General features: G+C 36.8%; 16 protein-coding genes. 4 read left to right on the top strand and 12 right to left on the bottom strand.

All coding sequences use genetic code 11. The annotated features are described in order from the left end of the window. Positions 1-42 precede the first annotated feature (42 nt). Positions 43-1,038: an outer membrane protein assembly factor BamD gene (locus DDF69_RS18500; protein WP_114822074.1), complete on the bottom strand. Its 996-nt coding sequence runs from the start codon at positions 1,036-1,038 to the stop codon at positions 43-45. 103 nt (positions 1,039-1,141) lie between these two features. Then, positions 1,142-1,771 carry a TetR/AcrR family transcriptional regulator gene (locus DDF69_RS18495; RefSeq protein ID WP_114822073.1) on the bottom strand — a complete coding sequence of 210 codons (630 nt, stop codon included), beginning with the start codon at positions 1,769-1,771 and terminating at the stop codon, positions 1,142-1,144. Positions 1,772-1,867: 96 nt separating this feature from the next. On the opposite strand from DDF69_RS18495, the gene DDF69_RS18490 reads away from it, so the two are divergent. The 4 genes from DDF69_RS18490 (at position 1,868) to DDF69_RS18475 (ending at position 4,441) form a co-directional block, all read left to right on the top strand. Then, positions 1,868-2,494 (top strand): TatD family hydrolase, encoded by a 627-nt coding sequence (locus tag DDF69_RS18490; RefSeq protein WP_114822072.1) that lies wholly within the window; start codon positions 1,868-1,870, stop codon positions 2,492-2,494. Next, positions 2,487-3,218 carry a ThiF family adenylyltransferase gene (locus DDF69_RS18485; RefSeq protein WP_114822071.1) on the top strand — a complete coding sequence of 244 codons (732 nt, stop codon included), beginning with the start codon at positions 2,487-2,489 and terminating at the stop codon, positions 3,216-3,218. Before DDF69_RS18490 ends, DDF69_RS18485 begins: the two co-directional genes overlap by 8 nt. Further along, positions 3,218-3,589: a ribonuclease P protein component gene (rnpA, locus tag DDF69_RS18480; protein WP_114822070.1), complete on the top strand. Its 372-nt coding sequence runs from the start codon at positions 3,218-3,220 to the stop codon at positions 3,587-3,589. Before DDF69_RS18485 ends, rnpA begins: the two co-directional genes overlap by 1 nt. A gap of 243 nt (positions 3,590-3,832) precedes the next feature. Next, on the top strand, positions 3,833-4,441 hold the full coding sequence (locus DDF69_RS18475; RefSeq protein ID WP_114822069.1) for a DUF4126 domain-containing protein: 609 nt from the start codon (positions 3,833-3,835) through the stop codon (positions 4,439-4,441). 42 nt (positions 4,442-4,483) lie between these two features. On the opposite strand, the gene DDF69_RS18470 is transcribed toward DDF69_RS18475, so the two are convergent. The 10 genes from DDF69_RS18470 to lysA form a co-directional block, all read right to left on the bottom strand. Beyond that, the gene (locus DDF69_RS18470; protein WP_114822068.1) at positions 4,484-6,613 is read right to left on the bottom strand and encodes a hypothetical protein; all 2,130 of its coding nucleotides are present in this window, start codon (positions 6,611-6,613) and stop codon (positions 4,484-4,486) included. Position 6,614: 1 nt separating this feature from the next. After that, complete coding sequence (locus DDF69_RS18465) at positions 6,615-7,166, bottom strand: LptE family protein (protein ID WP_114822121.1); 552 nt, start codon at positions 7,164-7,166, stop codon at positions 6,615-6,617. Next, positions 7,156-7,860 (bottom strand): hypothetical protein, encoded by a 705-nt coding sequence (locus DDF69_RS18460; RefSeq protein ID WP_114822067.1) that lies wholly within the window; start codon positions 7,858-7,860, stop codon positions 7,156-7,158. The genes DDF69_RS18465 and DDF69_RS18460 overlap by 11 nt, the downstream gene beginning before the upstream one ends. Before the next feature lie 13 nt (positions 7,861-7,873). Next, complete coding sequence (locus tag DDF69_RS18455) at positions 7,874-9,163, bottom strand: sigma-54 interaction domain-containing protein (protein WP_114822066.1); 1,290 nt, start codon at positions 9,161-9,163, stop codon at positions 7,874-7,876. 36 nt (positions 9,164-9,199) lie between these two features. Next, positions 9,200-9,997: a tetratricopeptide repeat protein gene (locus DDF69_RS18450; RefSeq protein WP_114822065.1), complete on the bottom strand. Its 798-nt coding sequence runs from the start codon at positions 9,995-9,997 to the stop codon at positions 9,200-9,202. Between the two features lie 203 nt (positions 9,998-10,200). Beyond that, complete coding sequence (miaB, locus tag DDF69_RS18445; protein ID WP_114822064.1) at positions 10,201-11,637, bottom strand: tRNA (N6-isopentenyl adenosine(37)-C2)-methylthiotransferase MiaB; 1,437 nt, start codon at positions 11,635-11,637, stop codon at positions 10,201-10,203. An 83-nt stretch (positions 11,638-11,720) separates the two neighbouring features. After that, the gene (locus DDF69_RS18440) at positions 11,721-12,446 is read right to left on the bottom strand and encodes an energy transducer TonB (RefSeq protein WP_114822063.1); all 726 of its coding nucleotides are present in this window, start codon (positions 12,444-12,446) and stop codon (positions 11,721-11,723) included. Positions 12,447-12,463: 17 nt separating this feature from the next. After that, positions 12,464-12,946 carry a hypothetical protein gene (locus DDF69_RS18435; RefSeq protein WP_228412043.1) on the bottom strand — a complete coding sequence of 161 codons (483 nt, stop codon included), beginning with the start codon at positions 12,944-12,946 and terminating at the stop codon, positions 12,464-12,466. Positions 12,947-13,082: 136 nt separating this feature from the next. Then, positions 13,083-14,816 (bottom strand): thiamine pyrophosphate-dependent enzyme, encoded by a 1,734-nt coding sequence (locus DDF69_RS18430; RefSeq protein ID WP_114822062.1) that lies wholly within the window; start codon positions 14,814-14,816, stop codon positions 13,083-13,085. 251 nt (positions 14,817-15,067) lie between these two features. Next, a complete protein-coding gene (gene lysA, locus DDF69_RS18425; RefSeq protein WP_185144368.1) occupies positions 15,068-16,270 on the bottom strand; it encodes a diaminopimelate decarboxylase in 1,203 nt (400 codons plus the stop codon). Positions 16,271-16,276: the final 6 nt, after the last annotated feature.

Below are 16,276 nucleotides of genomic sequence, written 5' to 3'. Positions count from 1 at the left end.
TTTGAGAAAATTATTTTTATTTTAAGATGGCAAATTTACGAATTATCTTTGAATTTTGAAAGTCGCTGCAGGAGGAGGTGTCTTAAGTGCTGCACTGTCCCTCTGTAACTGCATTGCTTTCTTTTCGTTGCTGATCTGATCTTTGATTTGCTGCTCAGTTTTATCTTTATCTGCCAGTTTTTCAGCTTCTTTTTTCTGTCTGGCAGTTAAAGCCGCCATTCTTGCCTCCGTTTGTTTTTTAACAACTACGAAGTTCTGTTTTTCTTTTTCCAGCTTTTCTCTAAGATCTACCGCTGTTTTAGAATATTCTGTGTTGGGAAGTTCTTTCTCTACAACCTTTGTATAGGTAAGTGCACTCTCAATACGCTCATCTTTAAGATTATATATGGATTTCATCGCTAATTCATAACGTGATTTCATGATATAGTCATAAATTTTAGAACGAAGTTTTGTACTTGGAAAATCTTCCAAAACATTTTCAAATGCTACAGTTGCTGCTTTATATTCACCCATTTTGTAGTATTGTCTTCCATTCTCATAAGCTTTAAATTCAAGCTTATAGGACAATTCATCAATTAACTGGCTGATATTTTTAGATCTTTCAGAGTTGGGATAATTATTCAGGAATTCCTGAAGTTCATTAATGGCCAATTCTGTACTTGACTGATCCAGGTTATAATCCATTGACCCTTCATAGTAGCATAATGCAGACATATAAGCTGCTTCTTCTGCTCTCGGATCTTTAGGGAAACTTACTGCGAAATTTTTAAACTGATGCCCTGCCAGTTTATAACTTTTGTCATAATAGTTGGCATAAGCTGTGTTGAAACCTACGTTAGGAAAATCATCTGTTCCTGCCACAAGATTGGCAAGCCTGTCGTAAAGAGCCAATGCATTTTTCCACTTTTTCTTAGCAAAATTTTCATTAGCTGCTTTTAAGATAAATTCTTTATCAGCACTTCTCATTGCTCTTTCCTGCTGGCTTACACAAGAAGTAACCACCGCTACAGCAAAAAGACCTAAAATATATTTTTTCATATATAAAATTCAACAGTTTTCGGATTATACAGCCGATTTACTAATTTGCAAAAATATAACTTTTTTGCCAATAGATTTTTTTTTATGAATATTTAACGTAATTTTAGTCTGCAACGTATCCCAAAATCGCAAAAACACTTAATAAAAGATTCATTCTCACCTTTTTTTCCGCTTCTTTGGCATAGGTTTCCTCATTTTTGCTCGGAACATAGAGCTCATAGAAATTTTTATTCCTTATAACAAATAAAGTGGACCCGATGATCATAGTAAGAATGTCTTCAGGTTTGGGTGTAAAAGTGAAAACTCCTGATGCAACACCTTTCTTAATGACTTCATCCAGTTTTTTCACAAATAACTGATAGAAATCCAGCAGTTCATCTTTCAGATTCTCTGTATGGCGGAGTTCCTGGGTCACAAAACCATGGAAATAATTATACTTGAAAAGCTGAGAAACGATATACTTTATCATTTCCCGCAATTGCATTTCAGGCTTACCTTCCTTGATGGTATCTGCAAATTCTGAAAAATTCTCTCTGGTTTTCAGTACTCTGTACTGATAGAGATAAGACATCATTTTCTCTTTGGAACCGAAGTAATAAGAGATCATGGCGACGTTGATATTTGCTTTAGAACAAATATCTCTTACAGAAGTTCCCTCATATCCTTTCTTCGCGATAAGCTCTTCTGCAATATCCAGTATGTGAATCTGTTTTTCTGTAAATTTTTTTTTCATGAAGTGTACTTTGAGTAAAGTTAAGAAATTTTTAACACATTTATAAACGATCGTTTAATAATTTTAAATTAATTCTGAAAATACTTACTTTTGAATATGGAATTTTTTGATTTTCATCATCATAAGAACTATATAAGAAACGGGATTTACAATCTGAACAAAGAAGAAAATCCGCCCGGCATCCCTTATTCTATTGGAATTCATCCGCAGGATATTGATGTTAACAATCTTGAACAGCAATTTTCATGGATGAAAAATATGATGTTTCAAAACTGCTTTGCTATTGGTGAATGCGGCTTGGATTCTCTGGTTTCTGTTGATCAGAAAATTCAGGAAGAAGTTTTTTTAAGACAGATTAAAATAGCAAATGAGGTAAAAAAACCTATGATCATTCATTGTGTGAGAAAATTTTATGAGGTGATTTCATTTAAAAAGAAGGCCGAACAGCCTATGATTATTCATGGTTTTAATAAAAAACGTCAAATTGCTGAAGACCTTCTTGCCAATAATTTTTACCTGAGTTTTGGAAAAGCTGTTTTGTATAATTTATCTTTGCAGGATATTTTGAAAAACACTCCACTCAATAAAATCTTTTTGGAAACTGACAATGAAGACTTTAACATCGAAGAATTGTACCTTAAAGTTTCCGAAATAAAAGAAATGTCTCTGGAGCAACTTAATGAACAAATTTTAGAAAATTTACACAGAATAAAAAATGGATAAATACTGGCTGGAAAGAACTGAACTTTTGATAAAAGAAGATGGATTGGATAAGCTGATCAAAGCCAATGTGCTTGTAGTAGGCTTAGGCGGAGTAGGTTCTTTTGCCGCAGAATTTCTTGCAAGAGCCGGCGTAGGAAATATGACTATTGTAGATGGTGATACGGTAGATATTACGAACATCAACAGACAGCTTCCTGCTTTGCATTCTACTGTTGGAAAACATAAAGTAGAGGTTGTCGCTGAAAGGCTTCTTGATATCAATCCTGAACTTCAATTAATCAAAATAAACGAGTTTCTGAATCCGGAAAGAATGGATGAAGTCCTTGATTCAGGAAAGTTTGACTATGTCCTTGACTGTATCGACAGTGTTACGCCAAAAATCTGTTTAATAAAAGCTGCCAGAAGAAGAAAAATCAAGATTGTAAGTTCAATGGGTGCAGGAGGAAAAATAGATCCGAGTATGGTGATGGTAAGGGATATCAGCAAAACCCACAATTGTTTCCTAGCCAAACAGGTGAGAAAAAGGCTGAAGAAAGAAAAAATCAATAAAGGGATCAGGTGTGTATTCTCCAATGAAATTCAAAAGGAAGAAAGTCTTAAAATGACCGATGGAAGTAACTTCAAAAAGTCTTTCTATGGCACCATTAGTTTTATTCCAGCTATTTTTGGTCTGTACGCTGCTGCTGAAGTAATTAATCATTTAGTGAAAAAGACAAAAGATTAATGCAGAACTTTACTTATCCAAGAGCAGAAAAGCTCAAAAAAAACACAGAGATCAGTTTGCTTTTTGAAAAAGGCAAATGGAGAACGAGTGGAAATCTTAGAATCATTATTCTGAAAGACAAACCCAACCTTCCGATAGAAGCTCCAAGGTTTGGAGTTTCTGTTTCCAAAAGATATTTCAAAAGAGCCGTCCACAGAAATCGCATCAAAAGATTACTGAGAGAATGCTATCGTCTGAATAAAGATCTTTTCAGGCAAGCCTTTGGAGAAAAAACGATGGCGATGCTGTTTTGGGTTTCTCCTGAGATGCCTCCGAAATTTCAGGATGTAGAGGCTCAGTTTATAAAGCTTTGTGAAGCTCAGAAAAAGTAATTTTTTTCCTTAAAATAAAAAGATCTGTGAGGCATTTTCTTAAAGATCTTTTCATTTTCCATAGATCGCAAGATTGTCACAGATAAGTAGATATAAAATATTTTTTACTCCACAACAAATCACGCATTGTAAAGCTCAAAACCTCGTACCCGCATCGCGTATCTGGAGCTTCGAAATCAACAACACTTCAAATATCATATAGTTTTTGTATTTTTAGGGAAAACAATAAATCTGAAAATTAATATGTTAGACAATATTCCCTACTTTTCTTATATAATCAGTGCATTTATTGGTATCGGATTGGCAGCGGCTACAGGCTTCCGGGTATTTCTTCCCATGTTTATGGTAAGTCTTGCGTCTTACTTCAACTGGATTCCTATGAATGAGCATTTTGAATGGCTTGCGGGACTTCCTACGCTTATTACCACGGGAATAGCAACTATTATTGAGATCCTCGCTTATTATATCCCTTTCGTTGATCATTTACTGGATACGGTTTCCATCCCTATGGCAACTGTTGCCGGTTCCCTATTATTTGCCAGTCAGTTTGCTGATCTTGGAACTTTCCCGCAATGGGCTTTGGCATTAATTGCCGGTGGGGGTACAGCAGCTACGATCAGCTCTGGATTTGCAGGAATAAGGGCCGCTTCTACTGCGACTACCGGAGGCCTGGGAAATTCAATGGTTGGAACAACCGAGACAGCAGGGGCAGGTATTATGTCTGTTCTCGCAATGGCTGCACCGGTTATTGCAGCAATATTTACCATCATCACATTAATTGTGGTTATTGTATTTGGGCGAAAAGCCTGGAAAAAATTAAGAAGTAACAAAGGTACTTCTCAGAAATTATAAAATAAAAAAGGTACTGATTTTTGAACAGTACCTTTTTTATTTTTAATTTTTACTTCTGAAGTCCTTAATATCCTGAATTTTGGATTCAAAATATTCTTTTTTCTCCGGACTCTTTTTGATAAGTATTTCAAACGCTTTTATGGCCTTTGTATAAAGTTTCTGTTCAAAATAAAGATTAGCCAATGTCTCTGTCATCAGATGCGAGATATCATCATTCTTTTCTTTTACTACATAGGTACTTTCTTCTTTTAACTGACTGATTCTAGGATTATTTTCAATAAAGGTTTCTATAGCCTTTTCTTTAATTTCTGATTTTTCCTTTTCAACCTCCTCTGTTCTGTCAATCTTAAGCCAGCTCTGCCATGTATTGATAAAACCCGGAACATTGCTGTCTATGGTCGATTGAGTCGTATTTTTCATAGGAACCTCCTGTACTTTTTCCACAGGTTCTTCTTTCTTTTCTTCCTGCTTTTCTTCAACCTTAAGGGTAGAAATATCTGTTCCAAAGAAGGAAACATTCATGACAGGAACATCTTCTTTTATAGTTTCAGTAACAGCCTTTCCTTCTTCAACAGATTCAGAAAGATTTTTTTCAGCTTCAGAAGTTTCTTTCTCCAGCGGCTGAATATCTTCCTGAGCAGCTTCCGCAATAATTTCAGGGGCCTCAACTGAATTTGGCTCTTCAGTGATCACTTCCGGTTCTTTAACAAGAGCTGACTCTACTGCCGGAGATTGTATTTCAGGAGATAATGACTGTTCAGATTTACTGATTAAAGAATCGGGCATATTGGATTCCACACTCATTGGTTTCCATACAGCCTGGACTTCAGGAGCTTTTTCTTCTGTTTTTTCTGCAGCTTCCGCATTAGCTTCTTCTACCGGAGATTGGTCTTCAACAACTTCTTTCTGTACTGGCTCTTCTTTTACTTCTTCAGGTTTATCTTCACTTGTCGACCAGAAATGGAAGCTTTGAGTATCAGCGAAGCTGATTTCATGATCTTCAACGTTTTCGGGTTCTATTTCTTCCTCTTGCGGAACAAGTTTAGTTTCCTTCATTTTTTTCTCAACCTCTTCAATCAGGCGTCTCATTTCCTCCTCGTGCTTATTGACATTCGGTTGGGAAATTTCAGCAGGCTCCGCTATCTCCTCGCTGTTAGTCTGGATTTTAACGTCCGGCATAAACGATTCTGTTCCATGGAAGCTGACTTCCGCATCAGATAATTCTACAGAAGACAACTCTTGATCACCATTTCCATCTTCTTTTTGGATAGAAATCTGATCTTCATTGATGATCGTTTCTGGAGTAAAGCTTTCTCCGGCCTCCTCTTCTGCTTCAGCTTTTATTTCTTCGTGGTGAACAGATTCTTCCCCGGAAACCAATTTTTCTTCATGAGCTGCTTCTGCAGGATCTTCTGCTGTTGCCTCATTATTTATTTCCGGTACTAAAGGTGCTACTTCATGGAAGCTTGTATTTTGTTCTTCTTCAATCTTTTCTTCCTCATTTTCTGAAGAAATCTGATCTTCGTGAATGATAGTTTCCGGTGTAAAGTTCTCTCCGTCATTCTTCTCAGCTTCAACTTGTCCGGATTCTACTTTCTCCTGAACCGGTTCTTCAGCTATAGGCTCAGTCTTCTGGGTTACCAGAGTTCCGGATTCAAGGGTAGATTCAATATCTATGGTCTCGGAATTTTCTTCATCCAGGAAGTTTTCTTCTCCTTCAAATAAAATTCTGTTTCGTTCACCGTTTACATAAATGTGCTTCACATCCTGTAAAGTGGGTAAAATACAGGTATTCTCTTTTTCCTCTGATGGTCTTTCCAAAGAAATCTCTTCTTCTCTTTTGATAGGGAAAGATTTGGCTTTCGGGATTAATTGAGCTGGTTTTTCAATTGTTTTAGAGATTTTTTTCTCTTCAACAACCTCTGATTTGAGCTCTTGTTTGATCTTTCCATTGATCAGCTGATATAAAATCTTTTTATCAGTAGTATATGCTGCTGTAGTAGAAAGCTCTTTCTGATAGTTTTCTTTTTCGTACAGGTGCACACCATACAAGTGAAGTGCCCTGATATTCTGAATATAAGGAAAAGTGTGAATCTCTTCTTTCAAAAGACCAAGGTCTTCTAACTGAATATTTTTCGGATTTTTTATTAATTCTAAAACTCTCGGATTCATCTTACCAATTCGCTACAATGTCGTTAAATATCTTATTAATAATTCTATCTGTTACCAGTTTTACCTGCTGGTCTTCGATCTGACTTAGGGATACATCACTGTTGAAAGCTGCTTCGTCAGAATACGTTCTGTCAAAGCTTGCATCCGGGTGGATTTTATTTTCATAATGTACCTTTACTGTAATCGTAAGTTTATTCTGCGCCTGCTGAATCACTCCACCGGAAGGGTTGGTCTGGGTATTGGAACTGATTGTGGTAGGGGTAATGGAATAGTCTGTAATTTCTCCTTCTATCAGGATATCCGGATTTTCTTTTGTTCCTTTCAAAGTGGTTCTCTGAAGGAATCTGTTTTGTATTGCAGTAGAAAACTGTTGTGATAACGCCGGGTTTACAAGAGGTGCATTATTGGGAAATTCATTTATCTGAACTGTTTTCTCGTCTGTAAGGGACGATCCCGTAAAGCTGTAGCATGAATTTAAAACTCCCAGCAATGCAAAAAGCATTCCCGTGAACAGTAATTGTTTCAAGCTGATATTGTTAATTTTAAAGTTCATTTTTAGATCCGATTTCAATAATTTCATCATACTCAATCTGTTGAATAGCATCTTCATAAGCAAAATAGTTTGCCGTGTATAAGAACGGTAAGGTAAGAAAAATTCCTATCCCGCAGGCAATAATACCAATCTGAGCCAATATACTTACTACCAATGAGAAAAGAAAAATTGACAACAAATTTCCTTTAGTCATTACCTTTGAAATATTCCAGGCTTCTTTTATTTCTTTGATTCCTTTAAGACTGATTAACGGAATGATGTAAAAGCCTTTTAGTACAAAATAATATATAGCTGCTACTATTAAAAATACATAGGGAAACACAAATAATGCAACCATTGGATTAGGTTCATCCCTTCCCGAAATTGAACCTGATATACCCAGGACAGCAAATAAAGGAATGTAAAGCAGTAAAACACCACCAAAAACAATTAACTGCAGCATAAAATAAGGCATGAAGTCTTTAAAATCAAAAATATCTCCGGGACTTGCAGGCTGGTTTCTGTTCAGCCTTTGAAGGTATTTGTATAAATTACCCATTGCTAATAATCCGCAGAATGGAATAATAGACATAATAAAGCATACTAAAAATGCTATAAAAATATTCCCGAAATCTTTCTTTAAAAGTTCGAAACCTTTGTTTATATATTCTCCGAGTTTAAAATTGATCGGCTTAGGTGTTAAATTGACTTTCATTATTTATGTTGTGTTAATCTTCCAGGTTATATTGTTTTATTTTTCTGTATAAAGTTCTTTGTGAAATTCCCAGCTCATCTGCAGCTCTGTTTCTACGTCCTTTATGCTTCTCCAAAGCCTTGATAATCAAATCTTTTTCATTGTTCTGAAGAGAAAGAGATTCTGGCCTGTTTTCCTCAATTTCGATATCTTCAATATCTTCATAGCTGTCCTCAGGTGTCGAAATAATTGTAGGAGTCTGAACTGCCGGCGTATCATTATTATTTTCAAAATATAACATTGATCCGGAATTCACCTGCGGCTGACTATCGGAAGTATAAATCCTGTTGATCAGGTTTTTCTCATGGTTGCTCAGATCTGCTGTTCCTCTGTTCTTGATCAGTTCCGAAGTTAAGGATTTTAAATCATTAATATCATTCCTCATATCGAACAGAATTTTATACATGATTTCCCTTTCACTTCCGAAATCGTTCTGCTTAGGCGTGCTTTGTGTATTGACCACCATTGGAAGATGGGTTTCCATCGGAATATACTCGGCAAGTTTTTCTGCAGTGATATTTCTGTTCCTTTCCACAACGGTCATCTGCTCTACTAAATTTCTTAGCTGGCGGACATTCCCCGGGAAAGAATAACTTTCAATGTAATGAACAGCACTCTGCTCCAGTTCCAGTTCCGGCATTCTGTATTTTTCTGCAAAGTCTATCGCAAATTTTCTGAATAGCAAATGGATATCTCCTTTTCTTTCTCTCAAAGGCGGCATATCAATCTGAACGGTATTCAAACGGTAATACAAATCCTCACGGAATCTTCCATCATGGATGGCTTTCATCATATTAACGTTGGTAGCGGCCACAATTCTCACATTGGTTTTCTGCACCTGCGAAGAACCTACTTTCATAAATTCACCACTTTCCAGCACTCTTAAAAGACGAACCTGAGTCTGCAGAGGAAGTTCTCCCACCTCATCCAAAAAGATGGTTCCGCCGTCTGCTACTTCAAAATATCCTTTTCTTGTCGCTGTAGCTCCTGTAAAAGCTCCTTTTTCGTGTCCGAACAATTCAGAGTCTATAGTTCCTTCCGGAATCGCTCCACAGTTTACGACGATATAAGGCTGATGTTTTCTTCTGGATTCTGAATGAATGATTTTCGGAATAAATTCTTTTCCTACCCCACTTTCTCCAATCACAAGTACAGAGATATCTGTAGGTGCCACCTGGATAGATTTTTCGAGGGCACGATTGAGTGCAGGAAAGTTTCCGATAATTCCGAAACGGTTTTTTATGTTTTGTAGCTCGTTGCTCATAAGTAAATTTTTGATTATTGACTGAATGTTAATCTTCTACAGCGCTTCAATTTCTTTTCTGTAGACTTTGTTAAAGTGATGAGTGTAGACATCTTTCATAGTCTTTCCTTCATCATACGTTTGCAGGGCTAACATTTTTAAATCCAAATAATCTTTGTTTCTGATCTTAGAAACTTTACTTTTAAAGTATATATTCTCGGCAAAGTCGTACTCTTTGCTTTGTTTTTCAAAATTTTCCAGGGCTCTGTCATATCTTCCCAGCTCGAAATAGGTAACTCCCAGCTGATAATGATCGAACATTCCCTTCACATAACCTCTGGTAGCCAAAAGTCTTTCTATAATCCCAGCCGCTTTTTCTTTCTGTCCCAAAGCACTGTAGGACATAGCTCTTACTACGTCCAGATTATAGTCTCCGTCCTGAGATCTTCCTAAGTCTCCGGGCTCATATTTTTTTAATCCTTCTAAATTCTGATTGCTTCCTCTGTAGTCTCTCAGAAACTGAAACTTTGTCCTGCCTCTGTAACCAAGATATATTTGAGAATCTAAAGCAACGGCTTTATCAATTAAAATCTTCCAGGTTACAAAATCTCCTTTTTTAAGAAATGGAATGGCTTTTTCCATGTAACCATGGGAAAAATCGGGACGTAGCTCTAAGGCATTAGCAAAGCCTTCCTGAGATTCTGCAAAACCTTGTAAATCTGAAGCCCAGTTGTATAACCCACACGCTTTTTTACAGTTCTCACCCTCTACTGCATTACAGCTGACCTGCGCAATAGTATTGGTGTAAACGATAAGTAATAAAAAGCTAAGGTAATACCTCTGAAACTTTTCCATTTTTAATTTTATAGGTTAAATACTGATAGTAAACTACTTGTAAACCTTCTATCTCTTTCAGACCTGGGCTTATATACCATAATCTGAACAGTACTGTCTTTCCTTCACAATTTACTAAAAATCTTACGGTAATATACCCGTTGATCTTTTTTTAAGAATATATATTTTCTTTTTTTAAGTTTTTCAGTGATGGTAACTTAATTTTATTCCGCTGTTCTCCCTAAAAGTGTGCCTTGTGTATTGTCATACACAAAAACGTTCACAATGTCACCTATTTTCTGTCCTTCCAGTTTATCAAAGACACATACCGCATTCTGAGAGTTTCTTCCTTTCCATTGATTTTTGTTCTTCTTGGAAATACCTTCAATCAGAATCTGATGCTCTCTTCCTACATAGGATTTCATTCTTTGTTTTGAAAGCTCACCCTGAAGCGCGATAACTTCAGCAAGACGTCTCTGCTTCACATCAGCCGGAATATTGTCTTCCATTTTCTTGTGAGCCGGAGTTCCCGGTCTTTCAGAGTAGGCAAACATATAACCGTAGTCATATTCTACTTCTCTCATCAGGCTTAAAGTATCCTGGTGATCTTCTTCAGATTCATTACAGAATCCAACAATCATATCCTGAGAGAATGCTACTTCCGGAACAATTTCTTTTGCTTTTCTGATCAGATCAAGATATTCTTCGCGGGTATGCTGTCTGTTCATCGCTTCAAGCATATTATTGCTTCCGCTTTGTACAGGAAGGTGAACATATTTACAGATATTGTCATGCTTTGCCATCATTTTGAATACATCCAGACTCATATCCTGCGGATTTGAGGTAGAGAATCGGATTCTCAGTTCCGGAACGGCTTTAGCCACTAAATCAAGAAGCTGAGCAAAATTAATGGCTGTTGCTTTCTGCATTTCAGAAGCTTTGGCAAAGTCTTTTTTGGGTCCACCTCCATACCAAAGGTAGGAGTCTACGTTTTGCCCTAAAAGGGTAATTTCTTTATATCCGTTGTTGGCAAGATCTTTACATTCTTCAATAATAGAGTGTGGATCACGGCTTCTTTCTCTTCCTCTGGTAAAAGGAACCACACAGAATGTACACATATTATCGCAACCTCTGGTAATGGTAACAAATGCGGTAACACCGTTTCCTCCTAAACGAACAGGGTTGATATCTGCATACGTTTCTTCTTTGGAAAGAATTACGTTGATCGCATCTCTTCCATCATCGGTTTCTTTTAAAAGGTTCGGCAAGTCTCTGTAGGCATCCGGACCCACAACAAGATCAACCAATTGTTCTTCTTCTAAGAACTTGGTTTTCAATCTTTCTGCCATACATCCCAGAACTCCTACCGTCATATTCGGTCTTTCTTTTTTCAGATTTTTGAACTGAGAAAGACGCATTCTTACAGTCTGCTCTGCTTTTTCACGGATGGAACAGGTATTTAAAAGAATCAGGTCAGCTTCTTCAACTTTCATTGTTGTATTATAGCCCTGTTCATTAAGAATGGATGCAACAATCTCAGAGTCAGAGAAGTTCATCTGACAACCATAGCTTTCTAAAAAGAGTTTTTTAGAGTTCTCCGGTCTTTCTGCAATAGCAAAAGCTTCGCCCTGTTTTGTTTCGTCTATATATTTTTCCTGCACGATAATCGATTTAAGGTCCGCAATTTTAAATTACGAACGAATAAGTTTGCAAAGATACAAAATATTGTGACAGAATGTCAGGATTATCTTTCAGTAAATGTTATTGAAAACTGTACCGGAAATGAAATCCTTTCCACAATCGGAATATCTTTATAAAAAGCTGGTATCCAGGTCTTTTTCATCCTTGCAAGAGTCCGCATAAAATCAGTATTAAAATTTTGATTGTAAACTTCAGGATAAACTCTGGGATTAATAATATGACCGTCTTTGCTGATATAAAATTCCAGATTTACCTTTCCGTTAAGCTGATAATCTGAAAAAATCGTCATAAAATTATCATGAAATAAAGTATGAAAAGCTTTCGATCCTTCAGGGTATTTGGTATGCGCTACAAATTTATTGGCATCATAACCCGGCTGGTAATTACTCATTACATCTTTTGGATATAAAATAAACTCGGTAATAGCCCCAATTTTCCAGCCTTTGGCTTCAGCAGGCTTCCATTTCTTAAGGTTTTTAAGAAGCTCCCTTGACATATTGTATGCACATTTGTTCCTTGCAATATTAGCCGTATCAGAATCTTTGATGAATTTAACTTCAGCTTTTTCTGTTACAATAATTCTTGGCTGATAAATCTCTTTTTCATCACACTCCTTAAATTTATTATTAACAAGATATTCATGAACATCTTTGTAAAAATTAACCATTCCTCCTTCATAAAAGCTTTGTTTCTCCGGATATTCATCAAGTATCTGCGCTTTATACAGAGAGACAAAAGCCAGAAAAAATAAAAAAAAAGTATTTTTCATTATTGTGTTTATATTATTTAATCAATATCCACGGACATTGAAGAGAAGTTCATTTTAACTTTAATCTGTGAAGCTACAGGCTGTCCGCCACAAGATGCCGGAGTCCAGTTTTTCTTTATTCTTCTTACCACATATTGCATATCATCAAAAAAAACTTCACTGTTCTGTACTTTAGGCATTCCTTTCACATCTACTACTTTTCCTTTAGCATCAAGCACTAAGGTAAATGTAAAATCTCCGGTCAAAGCATAGAAATCTGAATTCAGGTAGGCATACATATATTTGTTGAGAATTTCTTTATAGGCCACGACACCTCCTTCGAAAGCAGCAGGTTTAAAATCATTACATTTTACAGCCACCTGCATAAAAGGTTCTTTGATGTCTATTTTCAGAACATTTTTATTGCTCTCCCTGATGAAAGAATCATCGCGGTCTTCCTGATCCTGCGCCAATGAAAAATTCATTACACATAAGGCTAAAAATAAAAGTACCGTTCTCATAATCTTGTTTACTAATAATAAACAAAGGTAAATATTTAGCTTATTTATAAAAAACAAAACTTCACGCAAAGCATGAAGTTTTATAATTTAAATATTGTGAATTCAAGGCAGGTTTTAAAAATATTGCCCCTTAATCCTATAGCAGACCCTTAATGTGTTTATAATTGCTTTTTACGGTTTCAAAAACCTCATCCATTTTCCCTCCCAGCATCAGCTGTGCCATAGATTTGCTCATTCCCATGATCTGGTCAAATTCAATCTTGGGAGGAAGAGCCAGCGCATTGGGATTGGTGAAAATATTCAGAAGATAAGGCCCGTCATGATCCAGACATTCTTTGATAGCACTTTCTACTTCTTCGGGAAGATGAACGTTTTTTCCCGGATAGCCCATTGCATGTGCTACCATAGCAAAATCCGGATTGATCATATCTGTTTCATTGTCGGGCATTCCGCCAACTTCCATTTCCAGTTTTACCATTCCTAACGTTCTGTTGTTGAAAACAATCAGTTTCACAGGGAGTTTATACTGAAAAATAGTAGCCATATCCCCTAAAAGCATAGACAATCCTCCGTCACCACATAGAGCAATTACCTGTTTCTCAGGATGCGCTAAAGCTGCCCCGATAGCCATTGGCATCGCATTCGCCATTGATCCGTGGTTAAACGATCCCAGCATTTTCCTTTCGCCTGTTCCTGTAATAAATCTTGCTCCCCAAACGCAGCACATTCCGGTATCTACGGTAAAAATAGCATCATGTTTAGCAAGTTTGTCTAAAGTGTGGGCCACATATTCCGGCTGAATAGCATTTTCTTTTCCAGAATCTTTTACATACTCCAACTGGCTTTCTTTCACTTTATCATAAAATGCCAGCTGCTCGTTCAGGAAATGAACATCAGTTTTTTCGTCAAGTAAAGGCAATAATGCTTTAATGGTTTCTTTGACATCTCCGGCAAGTCCTAGCTCGAGTTTTGCTCTTCTTCCTAATCTTTCAGGACTTTCATCAATCTGGACGATTTTATTTTTTACAGGCATGAATTTCTGATAAGGAAAATCCGTTCCCAGGAGAATAACAAGATCAGCTTCATGCATGGCGTGATAGGCTGAAGGAAATCCTAACAGACCTGTAAGTCCCACTTCATTTGGGTTATTGGGCTGAATAGCCATTTTTCCCCTAAATGAATATCCTACAGGTGCTTTTAACAGATTGGACAAAGCAATCACTTCATCGCGTGCTTCAGCGGCACCTATTCCGCAATAGATTGTTACTTTTTTACTGTTATTTATTAATGTTGACAAGCTTTTCAACTCGTCATCCGAAGGTCTTATGACAGGATTGGTTTTAAAAATCTGGGTGGAGGTAGAGCCTTCTTCGGCATCTAATTCTGAAACATCTCCCGGTAGGCCTATCACCGCAACTCCTTTTTTGGAGATCGCATGTTGGATAGCAGTTTGCACAGTTCTCTGCACCTGCTCCGGCCGGGTAATCATTTGATTATAGTAACTACAGTCGTCAAACAGTTTTATTGTATTGGTTTCCTGAAAGTAGTCCATTCCCATTTCGTCACTGGGAATCGTTGAAGCAATTACCAGCATTGGAACATGAGAGCGATGTGCTTCATACACTCCATTGATGAGATGAACATGTCCGGGGCCGCAGCTTCCGGCACATACTGCCAACCCATCAAGCTCAGCCTCCGCAGCGGCAGCATAAGCTCCTACTTCTTCGTGTCTTACATGAATCCATTGAATATTGCTTTTTTTGACCGCAATATTCAGATGGTTAAGACTGTCTCCGGTTACTGCATAAATTCTTTTCACATTGGCATTTTCGAGCATTTCAACAATCTGCTCTGCTATGTTTTTCGCCATAATTAGTCTGTTTTGGTGGTTATTTTTTGGTGAAAATAGTATTTGAGAAGAAGAAAATCTTCCTATCTCTATCAAATTTAGCTAATAAAGTTGAGACTCTATCCCTAACTCGATGTTAAAAAATTGTAATTTAATTTTGAATTCTTTTTCTATTAAAACCTCACGGGTTTTGAAAACCCGTGAGGTTTAATTCCCCTGTAAAACAAAACAGCCACCCAAAAGGCGGCTGTTTATATCGTATGTTTCAGATTTTACATCACTATTTCAATCTGATTTCTCAACAGATCTTCAAATTCATCTCTTTTACGGATCAAATGAGCTTTTCCATCTAAGAATAATACTTCAGCAGGTTTTAATCTTGAGTTGAAGTTTGAACTCATTTCAAAACCGTAAGCTCCTGCATTATGGAAAGCAAGGATATCTCCTTCTCTTACTTCATTCAGCTTTCTGTCCCATGCGAATGTATCGGTTTCACAGATGTTTCCTACTACCGTATAAATTCTTTCTGCTCCTTTGGGATTGGAAAGGTTTTCAATCAGATGGTAAGAGTCGTAGAACATAGGACGGATAAGGTGGTTAAATCCGGAATTCACCCCAACAAAAACAGTGGCCGTCGTCTGCTTGATCACATTAGCTTTTACCAATAAATAGCCGCTTTTTCCAACCAAGAATTTCCCTGGTTCAAACCATAGTTCAAATTTTTTACCAGTAGATTTTGAAAATTCAGAAATTACTTTTTCCACTTTTTTACCTAATGTTCTTACATCAGTTTCTTCTTCACTGTCCTGGTAAGGGATTTTGAAACCGCTTCCCATATCAAGATATTTCAGGTTCGGGAAATGTTCAGAAAGTTCCAGCATAATCTCCAAAGCCTGAAGAAATACATCAGGATCTTTAATTTCGCTTCCAGTATGCATGTGAAGACCTTCAACATTAAGGTTGGTACTCTTCATCACTCTTTCGATGTGACGAACCTGGTGAATGGAAATACCGAATTTACTGTCGATATGCCCTGTTGAAATCTTATAGTTACCGCCAGCAAAAATATGGGGGTTGATTCTTACTAAAATCGGATACGTATTTCCGTATTTATTCCCGAATTGTTCAAGAATAGAAATGTTATCAATGTTAATATGAACTCCAAAAGTCATTGCTTCTTCTATTTCCGCCAGGTCAACACAATTGGGAGTAAACAATATCTTTTCTTTCGAAAATCCTGCCTTCAATCCAAGTTTAACTTCGTTAATAGATACACAATCCAAAGATGCACCCAGGTTCTTGACATACTTAAGAATATTGATATTCGTTAAAGCCTTCGCCGCATAGAAGAACTTCGTATGTTTTAAAAATGAAGAGGTAAGTTTTTCGTATTGAATTTTGATAGACTCAGCATCATAAACGTACACTGGTGTGCCAAACTCATTGGCAATTTTTAATAATTCTTTTGAATTCATAATTTC

The sequence above is a fragment of the Chryseobacterium sp. KLBC 52 genome (assembly GCF_003347605.1).
Taxonomy (GTDB): Bacteria; Bacteroidota; Bacteroidia; order Flavobacteriales; family Weeksellaceae; genus Chryseobacterium.
Note: the sequence above shows the minus strand (reverse complement) of the source record. Positions and strands in the feature narration are given on the sequence as shown.

Coding starts and splice junctions, on each gene's coding strand:
- lysA (WP_185144368.1), bottom strand. CDS start 16,270: ATGAATTCAAAAGAATTATTAAAAATTGCCAATGAGTTTGGCACACCA.
- DDF69_RS18495 (WP_114822073.1), bottom strand. CDS start 1,771: ATGAAAAAAAAATTTACAGAAAAACAGATTCACATACTGGATATTGCA.
- DDF69_RS18440 (WP_114822063.1), bottom strand. CDS start 12,446: ATGAAAAATACTTTTTTTTTATTTTTTCTGGCTTTTGTCTCTCTGTAT.
- DDF69_RS18490 (WP_114822072.1), top strand. CDS start 1,868: ATGGAATTTTTTGATTTTCATCATCATAAGAACTATATAAGAAACGGG.
- DDF69_RS18470 (WP_114822068.1), bottom strand. CDS start 6,613: ATGAATCCGAGAGTTTTAGAATTAATAAAAAATCCGAAAAATATTCAG.
- DDF69_RS18485 (WP_114822071.1), top strand. CDS start 2,487: ATGGATAAATACTGGCTGGAAAGAACTGAACTTTTGATAAAAGAAGAT.
- rnpA (WP_114822070.1), top strand. CDS start 3,218: ATGCAGAACTTTACTTATCCAAGAGCAGAAAAGCTCAAAAAAAACACA.
- DDF69_RS18450 (WP_114822065.1), bottom strand. CDS start 9,997: ATGGAAAAGTTTCAGAGGTATTACCTTAGCTTTTTATTACTTATCGTT.
- DDF69_RS18455 (WP_114822066.1), bottom strand. CDS start 9,163: ATGAGCAACGAGCTACAAAACATAAAAAACCGTTTCGGAATTATCGGA.
- DDF69_RS18500 (WP_114822074.1), bottom strand. CDS start 1,038: ATGAAAAAATATATTTTAGGTCTTTTTGCTGTAGCGGTGGTTACTTCT.
- DDF69_RS18460 (WP_114822067.1), bottom strand. CDS start 7,860: ATGAAAGTCAATTTAACACCTAAGCCGATCAATTTTAAACTCGGAGAA.
- DDF69_RS18435 (WP_228412043.1), bottom strand. CDS start 12,946: ATGAGAACGGTACTTTTATTTTTAGCCTTATGTGTAATGAATTTTTCA.
- DDF69_RS18430 (WP_114822062.1), bottom strand. CDS start 14,816: ATGGCGAAAAACATAGCAGAGCAGATTGTTGAAATGCTCGAAAATGCC.
- DDF69_RS18465 (WP_114822121.1), bottom strand. CDS start 7,166: ATGAACTTTAAAATTAACAATATCAGCTTGAAACAATTACTGTTCACG.
- DDF69_RS18475 (WP_114822069.1), top strand. CDS start 3,833: ATGTTAGACAATATTCCCTACTTTTCTTATATAATCAGTGCATTTATT.